This is a genomic window from Xanthomonas sp. 3498, assembly GCF_014199795.1.
Classification (GTDB): domain Bacteria; phylum Pseudomonadota; class Gammaproteobacteria; order Xanthomonadales; family Xanthomonadaceae; genus Xanthomonas_A; species Xanthomonas_A rydalmerensis.
The window spans coordinates 120,375-136,517 of the sequence record NZ_JACHOH010000007.1 but is presented as its reverse complement, the minus strand read 5'-3'; the positions used below and the strand labels follow the sequence as shown (position 1 = coordinate 136,517).

At 70.0% G+C, this 16,143-nt stretch carries 9 protein-coding genes; 3 read left to right on the top strand and 6 right to left on the bottom strand.

Going from position 1 to position 16,143, the window contains the following annotated elements:
- Window positions 1-105: 105 nt before the first annotated feature.
- The gene (locus GGR66_RS17925; RefSeq protein WP_184449814.1) at window positions 106-405 is read left to right on the top strand and encodes a GIY-YIG nuclease family protein; all 300 of its coding nucleotides are present in this window, start codon (window positions 106-108) and stop codon (window positions 403-405) included.
- A gap of 213 nt (window positions 406-618) precedes the next feature.
- Here the strand turns inward: GGR66_RS17925 and GGR66_RS17920 are convergent, their stop codons facing one another.
- On the bottom strand, window positions 619-1,782 hold the full coding sequence (locus GGR66_RS17920; protein WP_184449563.1) for an AAA family ATPase: 1,164 nt from the start codon (window positions 1,780-1,782) through the stop codon (window positions 619-621).
- Window positions 1,783-1,813: 31 nt separating this feature from the next.
- Window positions 1,814-3,334 (bottom strand): acetyl-CoA hydrolase/transferase family protein, encoded by a 1,521-nt coding sequence (locus GGR66_RS17915; RefSeq protein WP_184449561.1) that lies wholly within the window; start codon window positions 3,332-3,334, stop codon window positions 1,814-1,816.
- Window positions 3,335-3,722: 388 nt separating this feature from the next.
- On the opposite strand from GGR66_RS17915, the gene GGR66_RS17910 reads away from it, so the two are divergent.
- On the top strand, window positions 3,723-5,936 hold the full coding sequence (locus tag GGR66_RS17910) for a hypothetical protein (RefSeq protein WP_184449559.1): 2,214 nt from the start codon (window positions 3,723-3,725) through the stop codon (window positions 5,934-5,936).
- A 451-nt stretch (window positions 5,937-6,387) separates the two neighbouring features.
- On the opposite strand, the gene proP is transcribed toward GGR66_RS17910, so the two are convergent.
- Window positions 6,388-7,869 (bottom strand): glycine betaine/L-proline transporter ProP, encoded by a 1,482-nt coding sequence (gene proP, locus GGR66_RS17905; RefSeq protein ID WP_167088057.1) that lies wholly within the window; start codon window positions 7,867-7,869, stop codon window positions 6,388-6,390.
- A gap of 631 nt (window positions 7,870-8,500) precedes the next feature.
- On the opposite strand from proP, the gene glnE reads away from it, so the two are divergent.
- The gene (glnE, locus tag GGR66_RS17900; protein ID WP_184449557.1) at window positions 8,501-11,341 is read left to right on the top strand and encodes a bifunctional [glutamate--ammonia ligase]-adenylyl-L-tyrosine phosphorylase/[glutamate--ammonia-ligase] adenylyltransferase; all 2,841 of its coding nucleotides are present in this window, start codon (window positions 8,501-8,503) and stop codon (window positions 11,339-11,341) included.
- Window positions 11,342-11,745: 404 nt separating this feature from the next.
- Here the strand turns inward: glnE and GGR66_RS17895 are convergent, their stop codons facing one another.
- The 3 genes from GGR66_RS17895 to GGR66_RS17885 form a co-directional block, all read right to left on the bottom strand.
- Entirely contained in the window at window positions 11,746-12,303 is a 558-nt protein-coding gene (locus tag GGR66_RS17895) for a queuosine precursor transporter (RefSeq protein WP_160966541.1), read from the bottom strand.
- Between the two features lie 230 nt (window positions 12,304-12,533).
- On the bottom strand, window positions 12,534-13,607 hold the full coding sequence (locus GGR66_RS17890; protein ID WP_184449812.1) for a glycerophosphodiester phosphodiesterase: 1,074 nt from the start codon (window positions 13,605-13,607) through the stop codon (window positions 12,534-12,536).
- Between the two features lie 80 nt (window positions 13,608-13,687).
- Entirely contained in the window at window positions 13,688-15,988 is a 2,301-nt protein-coding gene (locus tag GGR66_RS17885) for a TonB-dependent receptor (protein ID WP_184449555.1), read from the bottom strand.
- Window positions 15,989-16,143: the final 155 nt, after the last annotated feature.

Genomic DNA, 16,143 nt, shown 5'->3' with positions numbered 1-16,143 from the left:
GGTGCGCGCGACAACATGGTCTGGTCAGCAAGGCGACCGCGTTTGCGTGAGCGCACCGGCGACACCGTTGCTGGCGAATCCGGCCGCCACGTCGATAATGGGCGCATGGCCGCCGACACGCCCTGGTTCCTGTACCTGCTCGAATGCCGCAACGGCAGCTACTACGCCGGCATCACTCCCGACCTGCACGCACGCTTCCAGGCGCATCTGCGCGGCACCGGCGCCAAGTACACCCGCGCCAACCCGCCGGTGCGGCTGCTGGCCAGCCGCGCCTATCCCGACCGCGCCGCTGCCTCGCGTGCCGAATACGCCCTCAAGCAGTTGCCGCGTGGCCGCAAGCTGGCGTTCCTGTCCGCGCCGGCGTCCGACAGCCCGCAACCGACCGCCGAATCCTCAGCAGTGTAGGAGCGGCTTCAGCCGCGACGGCTCTACCGGTAGCGCCTCTCGCGGCTGAAGCCGCTCCTACAAGGGCGCGGGGCGTTCGCGCAGATGTCCGGATGGAGGATGGCTGCACTGTGGGAGGGACTTCAGTCCCGACGCGATACGTTCGAACGCCTCGACAATCGCACCAGGCATGCCGCTATCCGCAGCAGGCACGCCCGCGAGGCACGACCCGCCTCAGCGGCTGGGCCAGTGCCACGCCGGGCGGTCGAGCGCGCGCAGGCCGGCGACGTCGGTCCGGCCGTGCTCCTTGATCAGCAGGTGGTGCAGGCAATCGGGCTGCTGCTCCAGCGCCGCGATCAGCCGGCTGGCATGCGAGACCACGATGATCTGCGCCTGCCGCGCGGCGCCGCCGATCAGCCGCGCCAGCGCAGGCAACAGGTCCGGGTGCAGGCTCGCTTCCGGTTCGTTGAGCACCAGCAGTTCCGGCGGGCGCGGACTCAGCAGCGCGGCGATCCACAGCAGATAGCGCAAGGTGCCGTCGGACAGCTCCGCCGCCGACAGCGGCCGCAGCAGGCCATGCTGATGCATCGCCAGGTCGAAGCGCCCGGCATGCACCTCGATCGTCAGCCGCGCGCCGGGAAAGGCATCGTCCACCGCCGCATGCAGGCCGTCGGCATCGCCGATCTCCAGGATGGTCTGCAGGGCCGCGGCGAGGTCGGCGCCGTCGTTGCTCAGCACCGTTGTATGCGTGCCGATCTGCGCCATGCGCGCCGGTGCCGCTGCGTCGGTGCGGAAGTGATCGTAGAAGCGCCAGCGCCGGATGTTCTCGCGCACCTGGTGCATCTCCGGCGCCGCGCGCGGATCGGAGAACTGCGCCAGCACGCTGTCGAAACTGGCAATGCCGGCGCCGGCATCGGTCCAGCCATCGTCCTGGGTGCGCAGACGCACCGCCGGCCCGTTGCGGTCCACCAGCAGGTTGGACTGGCGTAGCCAGGGGCCGGCCCAGATGCATTCGCGCTTGATCTGCGGATCCAGCCCGAAGGCCGAGGCCGAGGGCGTCGGCAGGCCCAGGTCGATGGCATAGCCGAACGCGTCGCTGGCGTAGCCCAGTTTCAGCCCGACGGCCTGCTGCCGCACCGTGCCCTCCACCGGATGCTCGCCGCGCCGGACCGCGCGGCTCAGCGTCTCCGGGCCGGCCCACAGCGCCGACGGCAAACCGCCTTCGCGGGCCAGCGCGGCGATCACCCCGCCCTGGGCGGTGTCGGCGAGCAGGCGCAGCGCGCGATAGACGTTGGACTTGCCGCTGCCGTTGGCCCCGGTGATCAGGGTCAGCCCGGCCAGCGGCAGCACCAGCTCGCGCAGGGAACGATAGGAGGAAACCGCCAGGGTGGTCAGCATCGGCGCAGCATACCCACTGTCGGCGCCCCGCTCAGCCGCCCGCGTGCATCGTCCCGGTGTCCAGCCAGCGCTGGTGCCAGGACAGCGCCTCAGGCAGAAGATGCGGGGTGTGCTTGCCGTAGCTGGCGTGCAGGGCGCGATCGAAATAGTCCTGCAGCTGCGCGCGGTAGCTCGGGTCCACGCAGTGCGTGAGCAACTGCTGCGCGCGCTGCCGCGGCGGCAGGCCGCGCAGGTCGGCCAAGCCATGCTCGGTGACGATGATGGAGACGTCGTGCTCGGTGTGGTCGACGTGGCTGACCATCGGCACGATCGACGAGATGCTGCCGTTCTTCGCGGTGCTGGGGCTGAGGAAGATCGACAGGAAACCATTGCGGGCGAAGTCGCCGGAGCCGCCGATGCCGTTCATGATGCGGCTGCCCATCACGTGGGTGGAATTGACGTTGCCGTACAGGTCGGCCTCGATCATGCCGTTCATGCCGATGCAGCCCAGCCGCCGCACCAGTTCCGGATGGTTGGAGATCTCCTGCGTGCGCAGGATGATGCGCTCGCGGTAGAAATCGATGTTGCGCTTGAACTCCTCGTTGGCCTCCGGGCTCAGCGCGAAGCCGGTGCACGAGGCGACCTTGAGCACGCCGCTGCGCAGCAGGTCGAGCATGCCGTCCTGGATCACTTCGGTGAACGCGCTGAGATCGCGGAAGCCGCTGCTGGCCAGCCCGGCCAGCACGGCGTTGGGGATGTTGCCCACGCCGGACTGCAGCGGCAGCAGGTTGGGCGGCAGCCGGCCCTTGCCGACCTCGTGCTGGAAGAACGCGATCAGGTGCTCGGCGATGCGCTGGCTGGTGGCGTCGGCCGCAGTGAACGGGCTGTTGCGGTCAGGCCCGTGGGTGCGCACCACCGCCACGATCTTGTCCGGGTCGCAGCGCAGCGACGGCTCGCCGATGCGATCGTCGGCATGCAGCAACGGGATCGGTTTGCGGTGTGGTGGCAAGGCAGTGCCGTAGTACACGTCGTGCATGCCGTCGATGCCGGCCGGCTGCCAGTCGTTGACCTCGACGATCACCTTCTTCGCCAGGTCCAGCCAGGTCTTGTTGTTGCCGATCGAGGTCGACGGGATCAGGCTGCCGTCTTCGCGGATGCCGGACACTTCCACCACCGCCGTGTCGATCTGCCCGTAGAAGCCGAACCACACGTGCTGGGCGACATGGCTGAGATGGATGTCGATGTAGTCCAGGCTGCCGGCGTTGATGCGCTGGCGCGCGTCCGGGTCGGACTGGAACGGCATGCGCAGGGCAATGCCGTCGGCCTTGGCCAGCGCGCCGTCCAGTTCCGGTGCGGTGGAGGCGCCGGTCATCAGCTGGATCTTGAACGGCTGGCCCTGCAGGTGCGCCGCCTCGATGCGCTGCGCCAGCGCCATCGGCACCGCCTTGGGATAGCCGGAGCCGGTGAAGCCGCTCATCGCCACCGTCTCGCCCGGCTGGATCAACGCCGCCGCGGCCTCGGCGCTGACGATGCGCTCGCGCAGGCGGGGATGGAGGATGCGTTCGGCGGACATGCGGCGACCATGACATGGGAAGGGGACGGCAATTATCGCGGATCGGGACCAGGCCCGCCCTGGGGTGCGTCCCCACTTTCCGCGCCTGTCGCGCGGCAGCGCATGCTGGCGCAACGAAACGCAGAAATGCCGCCGCACCACGGTGTGTGCGATGTGTGCGGCGCTGCGCGCACCGGACCCTCACCCCAACCCCTCTCCCGGTGGGAGAGGGGCTCTGGCTTCTCCCTTCTCCTGGTGGAGCCCGGCATTGCGACGGCGGGACGCAGCGCGCGCGCCGCCGGTGCAACGGACGCGATCTGGCGGCCATGCGTGCACCGCCACGCAACGCCGGGTGCGCGCCACTGCCGCTTTCACGCGCTCCACGCCGCGCCGCGGCGATAGTGCGGCGGTGCCGCTCCTCACTCGCCCACTGACTGCCGTCCACGCGCGCTACCGGCGTTTGCCGCGCGGCTGGCGCCTGCTCCTGCGCGGCCTGTTGATCGCGTACCTGCTGTATCTGCTGGCCGGCAACGTGTTCCTCAACACGCCGCTGTTCGACCTGGCCACCAACCGCAAGCCGGAGAAGTTCCGCATGCACACCGGGCCGGCATTCACCGTGCTGCCCGGCTTCATCACCGCCTGGAACGTGCGCATGCGCGGCCATGTGCAACGCAACGTCTGGCAGGTGCGCGCCGACCGCGTCAGCGCGCGCATCGCGCTGCTGCCGCTGCTGCATCGCGAAGTGCGCCTGCCGTGGATGGAAGCGGTGAACGTGATCGGCGAGATGGACCGCGTCGACGACATGATCCCGCCGCCGCCGCCCAGCGACCAGGGCTGGACCCTGCGCTTCGATGCGATCCACAGCGGCACGCTGCAGCGCGCGCGCTTCGGCGAGCTGGCGATCGAGGGCAAGGGCCATGGCACCGTCGGCTTCCTCAAGCAGTTGCGCGGCGGCCCGTCGGAACTGTTCCGCTCGCAGATCGTGTTCGAGGACGCCAGCGTGCGCTACGGCAAGCGCCAGATCGCCGACCAGGCCACGCTGGACGCGCGCTTCTCGTTCCCGCGCCACTACCGCGCGCAGGCGCCGGGGTTGCGCAAGCTGGATATCACCGACCTGGCGCTGCGCGTGCACGGGCGCAGCGTGGCACTGCGCATCGACACCGCCGGCGACACCACCAAGCTGAGCACCGAACCTGGGCTCGGTCACATTCAGGCCGACTTGCACCTGCTGCGCGGCGCGCTGCAGCCCGGCAGCACGCTCAACTGGCGGGTGCCGTTGCATGCCGGCGTCGGCGCCACCGATCGCGGCGTGCTGGCGCTGCTGCTGGACATGGAGGGCGACAGCATCCGCGCACGCGCGCGCCTGCCCGGCCAGGTCGATCCGCGCAGCATGCTCGATGCCGACCTGCGCATCGCCGGGCGCCAGGTGCCGTTCGCCGACCCGGCGGCGCTGCTGCCGCGCACCTCCGGCCGCGTGCAGGGGCGCTGGCATTTCGAATCGTTGAACTGGATCAGCGACCTGCTGGTGCGCAAGCCCTGGTTCCAGCTCGACGGCGGCGGCGACGTCGCCGCCGATCTGCTGCTGCGGCAGGGCGCGCTGCAGCCCGGCAGCCGCCTCGACGTGCCCGACGTGCAGGCGGTGGCGGAGATCATGCGCGTGCGACTGAGCGGCAAGGCGCAGGCGGTCGGCCGCATCGTCGGCAGCGCCGAACAGCCGCGCACGCAGCTGGATGTGCGCATGCGTCGTTTCGTGCTGGCGCCGCTGGCCGAGCCCAAGGCGAGTTTCGTCGAAGGCGAGAATCTGCAACTGGACTTGCAGGGCGATGGCGCACTGGCCACCTTGCGCGATTCGTTGCAGGCACGGTTGCGCTTCGCCGACGCGCGTGTGCCCGACCTGCGCGCCTACAACCGCTACCTGCCGGCGGCGCAGGTGCGTGTGCTCGGTGGCGACGGCCGGCTCAGCGGCGACCTGCAGCTGGACGCGTCCGGCCAGGTCGGCCAGGGTAGCGTGCGCGTGCTCGGCCGCCAGGCGCGGCTGCAGACCGCGGGCCTGGAACTGGCCGGCGATCTCGACCTGGACGCGCGGCTGCGCCGCGCCGAACTGCAGGACAAGCGCTTCGATCTGAGCGGCAGCACGCTGCGCCTGCAGGGCGTGCGCTACGGCACCCAGCCCAAGCAAGGCGACTGGTGGGCGACGCTGCGCATTCCGCAGGGCCGCATCGCCGCGGCGGCGCCGGTGCAGGCCGATGCGCAGGTGCAGATGCAGATGCGCGACGCCGGCCCGGTGCTGGCGGTGTTCGCGCAGCACAGCGATGCGCCGGCGTGGTTGTTGAAGCTGGCCGACGCCGGCCAACTGCAGGCCAGCGGTCAGCTGCGTTGGCGCAAGGACGCGCTATGGCTGGATCGGGTCTCGGCAGAGAACGAACGGGTGGCCTTGCGCGCGCGCCTGCGCGTCGGCGACGCCGGAACGCAGGGCGATCTGTATGCGCGCTGGGGCGTGCTCGGCGTGGGCGTGGCCTTGCGCGGCGAACAACGGCAATGGCATCTGCTCGGCGCGCGCGAATGGTACGACAAGCAACCGGCGTGGCTGCCAGAGGCGCCGGCACCGGCCGCATCGCCCTAGCGCGACGGCGAACGCGTCGTGCCGTGCGCCGCGATCAGTGCACCGGCCAAGGGTGGGGCAATGCATCGCGGCGCCGGGAATACGCGGACATGCACAAGGCGCGCATCCGCCCGCTGTTCCCATTCCCTATTCCCGTTTCCCCATTCCCGCCAACACCGCAGAATGTACTGCCCGGTATCGTTTTGCAGTGCAGCGTGCAATGTCCAAAAAAAGCGCCCAAGATCGCCCTGCATCCCGACGTGGGGGAGGGAGCAAAGCCCGCTGGCAGTTCGCTGCAAGCGGGCTTTTTTATTGCCTGTTTCCCGGGCTGGGGCGAGCGCGGACACGGTGCGACGGCGTGGTCTGGGATGTCGATCCCGTCATCCGGCGCAGTGGCGTCGATGCGCCACGTTTCGGGGACGTCTTCGCTGGCCGTATCGGGTACGGCCAGCGTGCAGCTTCCGCGATGGCGTCAGGTCGGCATGGCCTGCGACGGCGGTTCCGGCGACGGCGGCAGTTCCGGCCGGGTCGGATCCACGGTCAGCGGCTCATCGCTGCGCAGCAGCGCGTGCGCCTCGGCTTCGCTGGCGACCGCCGGCGGCGAGCCGCGCAGCGGCAGGCCGGCGGTTTCGCGCACGAAGACCATCGTCGCGATGCCCACCACCGCCGCACCCATCAGGTAGTACGCCGGCACCAGCGGATCGCCGGTGCGCTCGACCAGCCACGCGGTGACCAGCGGGGTGGTGCCGCCGAACAGCGACACCGACACGTTGAAGGCGATCGACAGCGCGCTGTAGCGCACCGGCGTGTAGAACAGCGCCGGCAAGGTGGACGGCATCGAGCTGGTGAAGCACACCAGGGCCACGCCCAGCAGCATCAGGCCGAGGAAGATCAGCCAGTCGTTGCCGGTGCCGATCAGCAGCAGGCACGGTATCGCCAGCACCAGCAGCGCGATGCATGCGCCGATCACCATCGGCCTGCGTCCCAGGCGATCGCTGAAGAGTCCGCCGACCACGTTGAGCGGCATCATCACCAGCATCACGATGATGATCAGCAGCAATCCCTTGCTCTCGGCATAGCCCATCGTGACGCTGAGATAGCTGGGCATGTAGGTCAGCAGCATGTAGTCGGTGACGTTGAAGACCAGCACCAGGCCCACGCACTTGAGCAGCTGCGGCCAGTGGATGCGGAACAGCGCGCCCAGGCCCGGCGCGTCGTGTTCGCGCTTCTCCGCCTCTTCGGCATAGGCCTGGAACGCCGGGGTTTCCTCCAGCTTCATGCGCATGTACAGGCCGAGCAGGCCCAGCGGGCCGGCGATCAGGAACGGCACGCGCCAGCCCCAGTCGAGCATCTGCGCATCGCTCAGCGCGACGTGCAGCGCGGTCACCGTGGCGGCGCCGGCGATGTAGCCGGCCAGCGTGCCGAACTCCAGCCAGCTGCTCATGAAGCCGCGGTTGCGGTCGGTCGAATACTCGGCGATGAAGGTCGCCGCGCCGCCGTATTCGCCGCCGGTGGAAAAGCCCTGCACCAGCCGCGCCACCAGCAACAGGATCGGCGCCCAGATGCCGATGCGTTCGTAGGAGGGGATCAAGCCGATCGAGAACGTGCCCAGCGCCATCAGGATCATGGTCGCGGCCAGCACCTTCTGTCGCCCGTAGCGATCGCCCAGGGGGCCGAACACCAGCCCGCCCAGCGGACGCACCAGGAACGCCACGGTGAAGGTCGCGAACGTGGCGATCAGCTGCGCGGTCGGGTTGGTGCTGGGGAAGAACACGTGGCCCAGGGTCACGGCGAGATAGCCGTACACGCCGAAGTCGAACCATTCCATCGCGTTGCCCAGCGCCGCCGCGCCGACCGCCCGTTTGAGCATGGGTTTGTCGACGACCGTGACTTCTTCCACCCGCAGTTGGCGGCGTCGCTTGAACCATCCGAAATGGGCGTGGAACTCCGACATGTCTTCTCCTGTCTGGAACGGTGAGGTCATGACCCCCGGCCCGCACAGGGCAGGCAAAGCAAGACGGAAGGGCGCAAGAGGCGCCGCACTGGTCTGCGGGGGCACGATCCCGGATGGCCGCGTCAACACCACGACGCCGCGGGATCGAAGGACGGAGCGGGTGCGCGTGATCACGCGGGACTCCGTCGAGGGGCGCATGATACACCATCGCCCGATTCGGCCGGGCGGCAGGGTCTGCGAAACGCGGCGAATATGGCGTGAAACGCTGCGTATTGCGGCGATGTGCGGCAACGCGTGGCGCGTGCGGCGCCGTGTTTGCGACGCCTCAACCGCGCCGCCGGCGCGCAGCGGGCATTGCCTCGAGACACGCCTGGCGCGTGGTGCTGCGTGCACGCGGATGGTGGCGTGTCGCTATGAGCCGATCGCAGTTGCAATGAGGGAGCGATGCCGAACGCCTTGCATGGTGAAAGGCAGAAGCATCCCGTAGGAGCGGCTTTAGCCGCGACGGGGCGTTCCCGGGAATGCCTATCGCGGCTAAAGCCGCTCCTACGACGTGATGTTGTTCGCGACGAGCCGCGAAACGCATGCGCTATTGCATGTGCCTGAACGCCCGGGATGCCAGAATCGCCCGATGTCCAACACTCCCGCCGCCGTTCCCGCCGCCCTGCAGCCCACACTCGATCGCGGCCTGGCGCGCCTGCGCCAGGCCATGGCCGCGCAGCCATGGCCATCTTTCCCCGATTTCGAGCCCGCGCTGGCGCGTGCACTGCTGGCCAGCGATTTCCTGCTCGACACGCTGTGCCGGCAGCCGTCCTTGCTCGCGCACCTGGCGCAGCCGGACCCGCCGCCGTTGCCGCTGCCGCAGCTGGATCCGGCGCAGCCCGCCGCGTGGCCGGCGCAGTTGCGCCGCTACCGCGCGGCGGCCTCGGCGCGGCTGGTGTGGCGCGACGTGCTGGGGCTGGACGATGTCGATGCCACCCTGGCCGGCAGCACGCACTTGGCCGAGGACTGCCTGGCGCTGGCGCTGCAGGCGCTGGAGGGCGAGTTCGCCGCGCGCCACGGCGTGGTGCGTGCCGCCGACGGCAGCGTACAGCGGCTGGTGGTGTTCGGCCTGGGCAAGCTCGGCGGCGGCGAACTGAATTTCTCCTCCGACGTGGACCTGGTCTACGCCTATCCGCAGGGCGGCGAGTCCGATGGCGCGCGGGCGCTGGCCGCCGAGGAATACTTCGCGCGGCTCGGCCAGCGCCTGGCGCGGCTGCTCGACGAGACCACCGCCGACGGCTTCGCGCACCGCGTGGATCTGCGCCTGCGCCCGTTCGGCACGGCCGGCCGGGTGGCGCTGTCGTTCGCCGGCATGGATCAGTATTTCCAGCGCGAAGGCCGCGACTGGGAACGCTATGCCTGGCTGAAGGCACGCGCGGTGGCTGGCGACATCGCCGCCGGCGAGGAGTGGCTGCAGGCGCTGCGCCCGTTCGTGTACCGGCGCTATCTCGACTACACCGCGCTGGACGGCCTGCGCGAGATGAAGGCCGCGATCACCGCCGAGGTCGCGCGCCACGACCGCCTGGACGACATCAAGCGCGGCGCCGGCGGCATCCGCGAAATCGAGTTCCTGGTGCAGTCGCTGCAGTTGATCCGCGGCGGCCGCGAAGCCGCCTTGCGTGAGCGTCGCCTGTTGCCGGCGTTGCGCGCGCTGGTCGCTGCCGGCCAGGTCGCCGCCGAGGACGGCGCTGCGCTGGCGCAGGCCTACCGCTTCCTGCGCCGGGTGGAGAATCGGCTGCAAATGTTGCGCGATGCGCAGACCCATGCGCTGCCGGAGGATCCGCTGGACCGCGCACGCATCGCCTTCGGCCTCGGCTATGCCGACTGGGCCGCGCTGCACGCGGCCCTGCAGGTACAGCGTGACCGCGTCGCCGCCGAGTTCGCCGAACTGCTGGCGCCGCGTGAACGCACGCTGGCGCCCGATGCGCTGGCCGACTACTGGCGTGGCCTGCCCGATGGTGGCCAGGTGCAGGTGCTGCGCGCCGCTGGTTTCGCAGACCCTGACGGCGCCGACCAGGCCTTGCGCGGCTTCGTGCAGTCGTTGGGCGTGCGTAGCCTGTCCGATGCCGCGCGCGCGCGCCTGGATCGGGTGTTGCCGGCGCTGCTGCATGCCGCGGCGCGCTCGGCGCAGGCCGATGCCGCCTTGCATCGCGTGCTCGGCCTGCTGCAGGCGATTCTGCGCCGCGCCAGCTATCTGGCCCTGCTCGACGAACAACCCAGCGCGCTGGCGCGGCTGGTCGATGTGCTGGCGCGCAGCGCGTTCCTGTCCGAACGGCTGGCCGCGCACCCGCTGCTGCTGGACGAACTGCTCGACAGCCGCGTGGACGGCCCGATGCCGGATCTGGCGGCGATGCAGCGGTTGTGCGATGCCGCGGTCGCCGCGGCCGGCGACGATCCGGAAGCGGCCTTGCGCGGCCTCAACGAAGCGCGCCAGGCGCTGAGTTTCCGCATCGCCCTGGCCACGCTGGATCGGCGCCAGCCCGCGCTCGACAGCGCTCGCCAACTGGCGCAGCTGGCCGAAGCAGTGGTGCTGACCGTGTTGCGCCTGGCCCGCGCCGAGCTGGTCGCCGCGCACGGCGGGGTGCCCGGCGGCAGTTTCGCCATCGTCGGCTACGGCAGCCTCGGCGGCGTGGAGTTGGGCATCGGCTCGGACCTGGATCTGGTGTTCCTGTACGACCATCCAGCGGGCGTGGAGGCCTCGTCCGGGCCGCGGCCGCTGGAGAGCGGGCGCTGGTTCGCGCGGCTGGCGCAGAAGGTGATCGCCCTGCTCGGCGCGGTCACCGGCGGCGGCCGCCTGTACGACATCGACGTGCGCCTGCGCCCGGACGGCGGCAAGGGCGCGCTGGTGTCGTCGCTGGCCAGCTACCGCGAGTACCAGCGCGAGCGCGCCTGGACTTGGGAGCATCAGGCGCTGGTGCGCGCGCGCGGCGTGGCCGGCGATGCGCCGTTGCTGCAGCAGTTCGAGCAGGTGCGCGCGCAGACCCTGGCGCGCCCGCGCGAGGCCGCAGCGCTCCGCGAGGAAGTGCGCAAGATGCGTGCGCGCATGCGCACCGAGCTGGACCGCAGCGATGCCGCGCGCTTCGACCTCAAGCAGGGCGCCGGCGGCCTGGTCGACCTGGAGTTCCTGGTGCAGGCCGGCGTGCTGCTCGACGCCGCGCAGCAGCCGGCGCTGCTGGCGCCGCGCGACACCCCGGCGCTGATCGACGCACTGGCGCACAGCGGCTGGCTGCCACCGTCCATCGCGGCGGGCCTGCATGCCGCGCACGCCACGCTGGTGGAGGCCGGCCTGGCCTGCACACTGGACCGACGTCCGCGCCTGACCGCGCCTACCGCCGAGATCGCCGCGGCGCGTGCGGCGATTCGCCAGGCCGCGGCCGCCCTGGATCTGGTGTTCGTCGAAGGGCGTGCAGGCGATGAGGCGGCGCACTGAAGGCGCGGCGGACGCGCTGTGTCGAGAGGATGCTGCGGGTGCTGTCCAGCGCATGGGCATGGGCTGCGGGGTGCCACGGTCGCGAGAGCGGCAGGCTGTGTGGGAGCCGCTCTACCCAGGAGTGTGCATGCGTTGCGATGGCGCAGTGCAGCGCGTTCGACACAGCACGTCGGGACTGAAGTCCCTCCCACAATGCAGTGCCCGGAAGCGTCGACGCCGCCACTGTAGGAGCGGCTTCAGCCGCGACGCGCGGAGGTGGAAGAGTGCAGCCCTAGTCGGCCGTCGGGACTGAAGTCCCTCCCACAATGCAGTTCCTGGCAGCGTCGACGCCGCCACTGTGGGAGCGGCTTCAGCCGCGACGGGTGGAGGCGGCGGATTGCTGCATTATCGATGTCTTACACAAGCTACCGCGTCGGCGCCATCCGCCACAGCAGTGCGCGGAACGGCGCCAGCAGGCACACGCCGATGCCCAGTTTCACCGCCAAGTCGCCGGCGGCCCAGCTCAACCAGGGCAGCGCCGAGCCGGCGAAGGCGATCGACCAGAAGATCGTGGTGTCCAGGGTCGCGCTGCAGGTGGTGGCGACGATCGGCGCACGCCACCAGCGCCCGCGGCGCAGCCGGTCGAACACGGTGATGTCCAGCAGCTGCGCGGCGATGAAGGCCAGGCACGAGGCCGCGGCGATGCGCGGGGTGGCGATCCAGATCGACAGCAGCACCGCCAGCGCGAACCCGCACCAGGCTACCCGCCGCGCCGCGCGCGGGCCGAAGCGGCGGTTGATCAAATTGCTGACCAGGAACGCCAGCGGATAGCTGAAGGCGCCCCAGGTCAGCCAGTCGTTGATCGGGAACTGCACCAGCACGTTCGACAGCAGCACCACCGCGCCCATCGCCAGCACGGACAGCAGCAGCGCGCGCGGGGTTAGCGCGGCGAAGGTGGGCGAGGGAGCGGCGACGGAGGACACGGCGATCGAGGCAGGAGCGGTGGGCGCGCATTATCGCGGCCTGGACGCACCATGACCAATGCCGGGCGTGTGGACGATCTCAACGCACCCCTGCGTCGTAGGAGCGGCTTCAGCCGCGACAGGGCATTTCCCGATCTCGCGTGGTCGCGGCTGAAGCCGCTCCTACAGGAGGAACGCCGCAATGGGAACCGCTGTTGCGATTCCCCAATCCCCAATCCCCACTCCCGGCCTCAACGCGCCGGCGGCGGTGTCCCGTCCACCGCGGCGCGACCCACGGCCGGGTCGTCGGTGAAGAAGCCATCGATGCCGGCATCGATCAGCGCGCGCATTTCCTTCATGCTGCCGGCGGCGTTCACCGCGGCCGGGCCGCGTGCGTCCTGCAGCTGCTTGGGCAGGAAATAGTTCTCGGGCCGGAAGGTGTACGGAATCACCTGCAGGCCGGCCGCATGCGCGTCGGCAACGAAGGGCGTGGGCGCGGCCAGGGCGCCGTCGGCGGTCACCGGCATGATCGCACGCAGATTCGGGCTGACCAGCTGTGCGTACCTGGCGATCGCGCGCAGGCCCTGCGCGCTGCCCATCTGCGCGTAGGTCGGGCCGTCGCGCAACTGGTCGCCCGGGCGGTCATTGGGATCGCCCAGCAACTGCACCAGGCGCACGTTCGGATGGGTGTCGCCGAGCTTGCCGTGCAGAGACTCGAGGTTGCCGATCTCGAACGACTGGATTACCACCGGCGCCTTGCGCGTGTAGGCATGCGCATCGAGCGTGGCGACCAGCTTGTCTTCCATCGCCAGGCCGAGCCCGCGGAAGTAGGTGCCGTGCTTGATCTCCGGGATCAGCCCGATCGGCCGCCCGCGCGTGGCCGACTCGGCCGCGGTGAAGTCGATGATCTCGTCCAGGGTCGGTACCTGGAACTGCCCGTCGAAGGCGGTGCCGCGCAGTTGCGGCAGGCGCTCGCGCGCGCGCAGCGTCTTCAGCTCGCCCAGGGTGAAGTCCTCGGTGAACCAGCCTTCCACGCGCTGCCCGTCGATCTGCTTGACGGTCTTGCGCGCGGCGAACTCCGGATGCGCGGCCACGTCGGTGGTGCCACCGATCTCGTTCTCGTGGCGCGCCACCAGCACGCCATCCTTGGTCGAGACCAGGTCCGGCTCGATGAAGTCGGCGCCGTCGGCGATGGCCTTGGCGTAGGAGGCCAGGGTGTGCTCGGGGCGCAGCGCGCTGGCGCCGCGGTGGCCGATCACCAGCGGCTTGCTCTCGCCCGGTGCGGCGGCCGGTGCGGCCGCCGCGGTGGTCGTCAACACGGCCATCGCGCATCCCAACAACCAGGAGGTGGATCGGATCATCGCATGCGTTCCGGTGCGGGGGCGGGCGGACAGGATGGACGCGCTCAGAAGCGCGCGTCCAGGGTCAGGAACGCCTGCCGCGGCGCGCTGGCGTGGAAGGCCAGCGAGCGGCCATTCGGGTCGCTGTTGCTGAAGGCGGTGAGGTTGGAGGCGTAGCGCTTGTCGGTGAGGTTGGTGACGTTCAACGACAGCTTCAGGTCCTGCAGGAACGACACCGCGCCGAAATCGTAGCCGGCGCCGGCATCGAAGGAGGTATAGCCGCCGAAGCCCTGGTCGTTGGTGTAGGTGTAGTAGCGCTGGCCGGTGTACTTGCCGCGCAGGTTGGCGTTCCAGCCGTTCCAGGTCCAGCTCAGTTCGCTGGCGAACATGCGCTTGGGCGTGTCCACGGTGATCTTGCCGGCGGTGGGGATGACCACGCCGTTCTGCACGTAGTTGTCGTCGTAGGTGGAGCGGTTGATCGAGGCCGAGTTGTACCACTGCAGGTGCGCGTTCGGCTTCCAGATGAAGGTCAACTCGCCGCCGCGGCTGCTCACCGAGCCGACGTTGAAGAAGCGCGTGGTGCACGCCGGGGTGGTGCCCTGCTGGATGCTCGGGCAGGGGTTGAGCGAGAGCAGGCGGTTGTCGAAGGTGACGTCGTAGCCGACCAGCGAGGCCTCGAACTGGTCGCGCACCAGGCGATAGCCGGCTTCGAAGGTCTTGGACTTCTCCGGCTGCAGCGCGCCGACGCTGGCGTCGAACGAGGCCTGGGTCACCAGCAGCGGGCCGCCGGCGCCGCCGCCCTGGAACGCGGCGATGTTCTCGGCGTAGGAGGCGAACACTTCCTGGCCCTCGGCCAGGCGGTAGCGCACGCCGGCCTGCGGCAGCAATGCCTTGCTGGCCTTGAGTTCGCCGTTGGCCACCGGCGCTTCCACCGCGATCCCCGGGGTCTCGCGCGCGGTCATCGTGGTGTGCGGGCTCTTGGCGCCGATGTCCAGGGTCAGGCGGTCGTCGAGCAGCTTGAAGGTGCCCTGCACGTAGGCCTGCTTGGTGGTGATGACGTAGTCCTGCGAGAACAGCCGGCGGTTCGGGTTGCTCAGAAAGAGGTCGTCGTCGATCGGGCCATCGATCCAGTAGAAGTTGCGCTCCACGTGGTGCTTGTTGCGCTCGTACCACACGCCCGCTTCCAGGTGGTGCGGGCCGATGTCCCAACCCAGCGAGGCGATGCCGCCGGTGCGGTTGATGGTGTAGTTGGTGCTGCGGATCGAGATCGGCAGCGCCTGCGGCGTGCCCGGGTAGGACGGCTGGCCCGGCGACCACCAGTGGCCCTGGCCTTCGTTCTCGTGGTGGTAGACCTGGGTGTGCACGCTCACCGCATCCGACGGCTGGAAGTCGCCGGCCAGGTAGTACAGGTCGTCGTTGCGCAGCGCGCGGCTCTGGTAGTAGGCGTCGTCGGTGTTGTCCACGCCGCCGCTGTAGCCGCAACGGCTGGGGTCGCGCGTGGCCGGCGCGCAGTAGGCCGCGGCCAGCGCGCGCTGCCAGTCCGGCGCGTATAGGTTCCAGTCCCAGCCCAGGCCGCGGTGCAGGCCGCTCTTGGACAGGTAGGCGTAGTCGGCCTGCGAGGTGCGCGAGGTGTCGATGAAGGCGGTGATCTTGCCGCCCTCGAACTGGTACACGCCCTTGCCGTTGAACTGCGCGGTGTGGGTCGGCGATTCCGGCTTGGCCCACATGTCGGCGTCGGCGTAGATGCCGGACAGGTAGGCGGAGAAGCCGTTGTGCTCGCCGGTATCCAGGCGCAGGTAGGTGCGGCGGTTGTTGTCCGAACCCACGGTCTGCGCCAGGCGCACGCCCACTTCGGTGGACGGATCGTCCGAGTAGTACTGCACCGTGCCGCCGAGGTTGCTGGTGGAGGCGGTGCCCAGGCTGCCGATGCCCGAGGCCAGTTCCACGCCGCCGAAGTTCTCGGCGATCAGCGCGCGGCTGATGTTCAGGCCGTTGTAGTTGCCGTAGGCGTTGTCGCCCAGCGGCAGGCCGTCGAGCGTGTAGCCCAGGCGGGTGCCGTTGAAACCGCGCAGGCTGATGGTCTGCGATTCCTCGTTGGCGCCGAAGGCGTCGTTGGACTGCACGTTGACGCCGGGAATGCGGTTGAGCAGCTTCTGGATGCTGGTGCCCGGCGGCAGCACCGCCAGGTCCTGCGCGGTGATGCGCTGCACCTGGCGGGTCTCGCCCTGGCCGATCACCGACACCGCGTCGAGTTGCTGCACGTCGGACGCAGCGCCATCGGCAGCGGCGGGCTCCGCGGCGGTGGCGGCGAAGGGCGACAACAGGGCGGCGAGGATCGCCGTGCTCAGCAGGGAATGGAGAGGCATGCGCAAGGGGATTCGTAAAGGAAGTGCGCACACGATGCGACAGCGACGTTGCAGGTTGGCGTCACCTGCATTGCGTTTGTCATGCAGCGGTCCTGTGGCATGGCGTTCGCGGCGCATCCGCAAGGCGGGTCATGGCGGCAAGCAGGCCATCGCGC

Excerpts from the sequence above, each read along its gene's own strand:
- GGR66_RS17915 (WP_184449561.1), bottom strand. The coding sequence starts at position 3,334 with ATGTCCGCCGAACGCATCCTCCATCCCCGCCTGCGCGAGCGCATCGTC.
- proP (WP_167088057.1), bottom strand. The coding sequence starts at position 7,869 with ATGTCGGAGTTCCACGCCCATTTCGGATGGTTCAAGCGACGCCGCCAA.
- glnE (WP_184449557.1), top strand. The coding sequence starts at position 8,501 with ATGTCCAACACTCCCGCCGCCGTTCCCGCCGCCCTGCAGCCCACACTC.
- GGR66_RS17925 (WP_184449814.1), top strand. The coding sequence starts at position 106 with ATGGCCGCCGACACGCCCTGGTTCCTGTACCTGCTCGAATGCCGCAAC.
- GGR66_RS17920 (WP_184449563.1), bottom strand. The coding sequence starts at position 1,782 with ATGCTGACCACCCTGGCGGTTTCCTCCTATCGTTCCCTGCGCGAGCTG.
- GGR66_RS17885 (WP_184449555.1), bottom strand. The coding sequence starts at position 15,988 with ATGCCTCTCCATTCCCTGCTGAGCACGGCGATCCTCGCCGCCCTGTTG.
- GGR66_RS17890 (WP_184449812.1), bottom strand. The coding sequence starts at position 13,607 with ATGGCCGTGTTGACGACCACCGCGGCGGCCGCACCGGCCGCCGCACCG.